2 protein-coding genes are annotated in these 3,368 nt (G+C 65.9%); one reads left to right on the top strand and one right to left on the bottom strand.

Features of this window, described 5'->3' with window-relative positions:
* Nucleotides 1-417 precede the first annotated feature (417 nt).
* Nucleotides 418-954 (top strand): SMI1/KNR4 family protein, encoded by a 537-nt coding sequence (locus tag QMZ92_RS35750; protein WP_283302103.1) that lies wholly within the window; start codon nt 418-420, stop codon nt 952-954.
* A gap of 66 nt (nt 955-1,020) precedes the next feature.
* On the opposite strand, the gene QMZ92_RS35745 is transcribed toward QMZ92_RS35750, so the two are convergent.
* On the bottom strand, nt 1,021-3,072 hold the full coding sequence (locus QMZ92_RS35745) for a golvesin C-terminal-like domain-containing protein (protein WP_283302099.1): 2,052 nt from the start codon (nt 3,070-3,072) through the stop codon (nt 1,021-1,023).
* Nucleotides 3,073-3,368: the final 296 nt, after the last annotated feature.

Raw genomic sequence — 3,368 nt, 5'->3', positions numbered from 1 at the left:
CCTCGGTTTCGGCCGGAACGAACCCCTCCAGCGTCCCGGACCCGTAGCAACTCACGTCAGGGCAGACAGAAGCACCCCCGGCGCACGCCACGGGATTTACCACGCCCACGGCGCGCGCCGAAGGCGCGCTGCGCTGCTGACCTGCGACGGAGGCCCTTTCCGGTCTTTCGGGGGCTTGCCGCGTTACGCGGCGGAAAGTCCCTCGGACAGCGCTGAAAGTCCCTGAAAAGTCCCTGGCGCTGAGGCGCGGGCGAAGCCTCTGAGCTGGTTCGGATCGATGGGGCATGACGCTGTTGCTCGACCCCTGCCAGGCCGTCACCGCCACACCCCCACTAAATTCGAAGACCCGCTATCCGGCTACAGTAGGTGAGCCCGTTGAGTGGCCTAGCGAATCCGTGCAGAGAGGGGCAGCGGGGAATGAGTGTGGTGGAGAGCTGGTCCCGCGTAATGAATCTCCTCCGGGAGCATGCTCCGGCCGATCACGCGGATCTGCCCGGACCGGCTACGGAGCAGATGCTCCGGGCCGCCGAGGCACGTATGGGCATCGCTCTGCCCGGGGATCTTCGGGCCTGGCTGCTGCAGAACAACCTGGATCTCCCCGAAGAGGAGGTCGAGGATCCGGGCTACGTCGGGTTCGCCGGATTCGCCGGTTTCCCGGACGAAGGGAGCTTCTTCCTCGGCATCCGCGCGATCGAGTGGCTGTACGGGAACCATCCCATGCCCTGGCGCGCGGAGTGGATCCCGATCGTGTCCGATCAGGACAGCTGGACGGGCCTCTTCCTCGACGCCCGGGACGGACGTATCGGCAAGTGGTTCGTGGGCGAGAACATCGCCACCGGCACGTACGCATCCCTGGCGGACTACTTCGACTCGGTGGCCGGAGTGCTCCAGCGGATCGCCGACGGGACCCACCCCTACGGCTCCTTCACGGAAGGACGCCTCGTCTGGTCGTGAGGAAGGGGGGTCCCCCCGGCGCATGGCCGAGGGGACCTGGACCTTTCCTTACGGGCCTTGCGGTCCTTACGGAGCGGGTGCGGTGAATCCGTCGAGGTCGAGCCAGTAGTTGTCGTCCTCCAACAACCGCTGCTCACCGATGAAGGTGCCGAACGGCTGCATGGACTGGGTGTTCTGCCATTTCGACATCGAGGACCGGCCGCAGGGCTCCTTCCACGTCGGGGCCGGGGTGTTCGGGCGCAGGTGCAGCGTCATGGTGTCGTCGGGGTTGCGCCGCAGATAGGTCTGCACGCACTCCGCGCCGCTGTACTGGACAGGGTTGGGACCCGTGAGGTTTCCGGCGCTCTGGAGCGAGTTGGCGAAGCTGAACTCGTCACAGCTCGGACCGTCGGTGGTGGGCTTGCCCGCGTCCAGAGTCCACATGTCGGTGAACAGACCGGTCCCGCTGTAGGTCTTCCACTTCCTGGCGCAGATGATCTGGCGGTTGCGGTACTGCTGCGTCTGGGTGTCGTTGGGGGCGAGCTTGTTGGCCAGATACGTGAGCGGCTTGCCGCTGCTGCGCTGACCCCACTTGATGTTGGTCTTGCGCCACATCATGTCGATGTGCGCGGCGGCTCCCGGGAACTTCTTGGAGTTCATGACGTACGTCGGGATGTACCCCGAGAACACACAGCCGGTGCCGGAGCCTTCGCTGTCGCAGCGGACGTCCAGCTTGGCATTCTCGAATTCGGCCGGATTGGCGACCGTGGTGCTGCCGACCTTTCCGCCGAGGGTCAGGTACGGGGTGATCGTGTTCTTGGTGCTGCCGCTGGGCGTCCACTTGAACCGCGTGGTGACGGTCCGCAGAAGCGTGTCGCCCTTGGCGAAGGTCTTCGACCCGTTCCAGTCGACGCTGGTGACGGTGCAGTAGCCGCGGCACTTGGCCGCGTAGTCGAGCGTCGCGGAGGTCGCCGAACCGTCCATCATCTTCAGCCGGATCGTGGTGACCTGCGAGAACTCGGCACTCTTCGGGGCGAGGTAGTACGTGGCGTAGATATCGAAAGCCGCGTTGCCGATCGGAACGGTGTTCGAGTACTCCGTCATCCCGTAGTCGCTGTGGATACAGGCGGTGGTGCGCTTGCGGCTGAGGTTGTGGATGACCATCGAGCATGACGCGGTGTTCGTGGCGGCCATCGTCATCGGCGCCGCCGTGGCGGCGTCCGCCGAGGATGTGCCGGCCGCGGAGAAGAGGCCGTTGGTGATGTCTTCGTCCGGCTCGACCGGTGCCGGGTCCGGTGCGGTCGGGTTGGCCGTCATGTTGCCAGTCAGCTTCAGGCCGTTGTACGTGCCGGGCACGAACGCCACCGCGTCGAAGGCGATGTCCGCCGACCCGTTGCCGCCGTTGAAGTTGTCGAGCCGCACCTCGGGGATCTGATCACCGAACTCATAGGCGCCCAGGTCCACCCACTTGTTGGCCTGGTTCGCCGTCTGCGAGATGGCCGCTTCCTCCTCCCCCTCGGGTGTCTGGATCCGGTAGACGGCGTTGGTGGTCTGCGCCCCGTGGTCGGGGATGTGCGCGAAGATCTTCGCCTGGCGGGTCGTGTTGGTCAGCGGAGCGTTCAACTTCCACGTGCCGGTGACCTTCATCCGGTCCTCGTTGCCCGGGTAGGACTCCGGCGAGCGGGTGTGCGTGAACCAGAAGTGGTTGCCGTAGCCCGCGCCGATCTGGTGCGTGTCGATCTTCCCCGGGTACGTGGTGACGGTGGTCGGGTTGTCCGTACCGTCGTGGGTGAGATCCATCTGGGTGTCCCACGGCACGTAGCTGAGGCTGAACGTGCCGCTCGACTTCACCGCTCCGCAGCCGCGGCTGGTGTCGACTCCCGCGGGGATGGTGCCGTCGGGCAGGTCGTCGACCACCAAGGTGTGGGCGGGCAGGGACCCGATGGAGCAGTTCGGCGGGTAGGAGCCGGCATCTGGCTGCTCGCCGTAGGACGTCGTGAAGCGGTGCACACCGTTGCCGCACTTGGCCCCCGTGTTGCAGTTCTTCCACTGCGCTTCGGTGACTGACTGGTTCCACCAGCAGTGCAGCCAGTGCGGGTTGGTGTCGCTGTTGCCCGCGTCCAGGGTGCAGGCGCCCATTGAGGTTGATCCCCGGGAGTGGACACCGAGTTTCATGCGACGAGTGACAGCGTACGTGACGTGATCAGTTGCTGTTCGAACTCGACCGGTGTGAGGTAGCCGAGGGCGGAATGCCAGGGTCATTGCATGATCGAGATCTGTCTGGGTTCGTCACGTGAGTCCGAGGGCTCGTAGGGGCCGGTGGTAGTCGCGGCCGGTGTGGCGGAGGGCGGCGGCGATGTTGGTGTGGCCGTCCTGGCGGAAGACGCTGATGGCGAGGTTGCGCAGGGAGGCCATGGCGCGGGGCAGGGTGCCGG

This window comes from Streptomyces sp. HNM0645 (genome assembly GCF_030056615.1).
Taxonomy (GTDB): Bacteria; Actinomycetota; Actinomycetes; order Streptomycetales; family Streptomycetaceae; genus Streptomyces; species Streptomyces marianii.
Note: the sequence above shows the minus strand (reverse complement) of the source record. Positions and strands in the feature narration are given on the sequence as shown.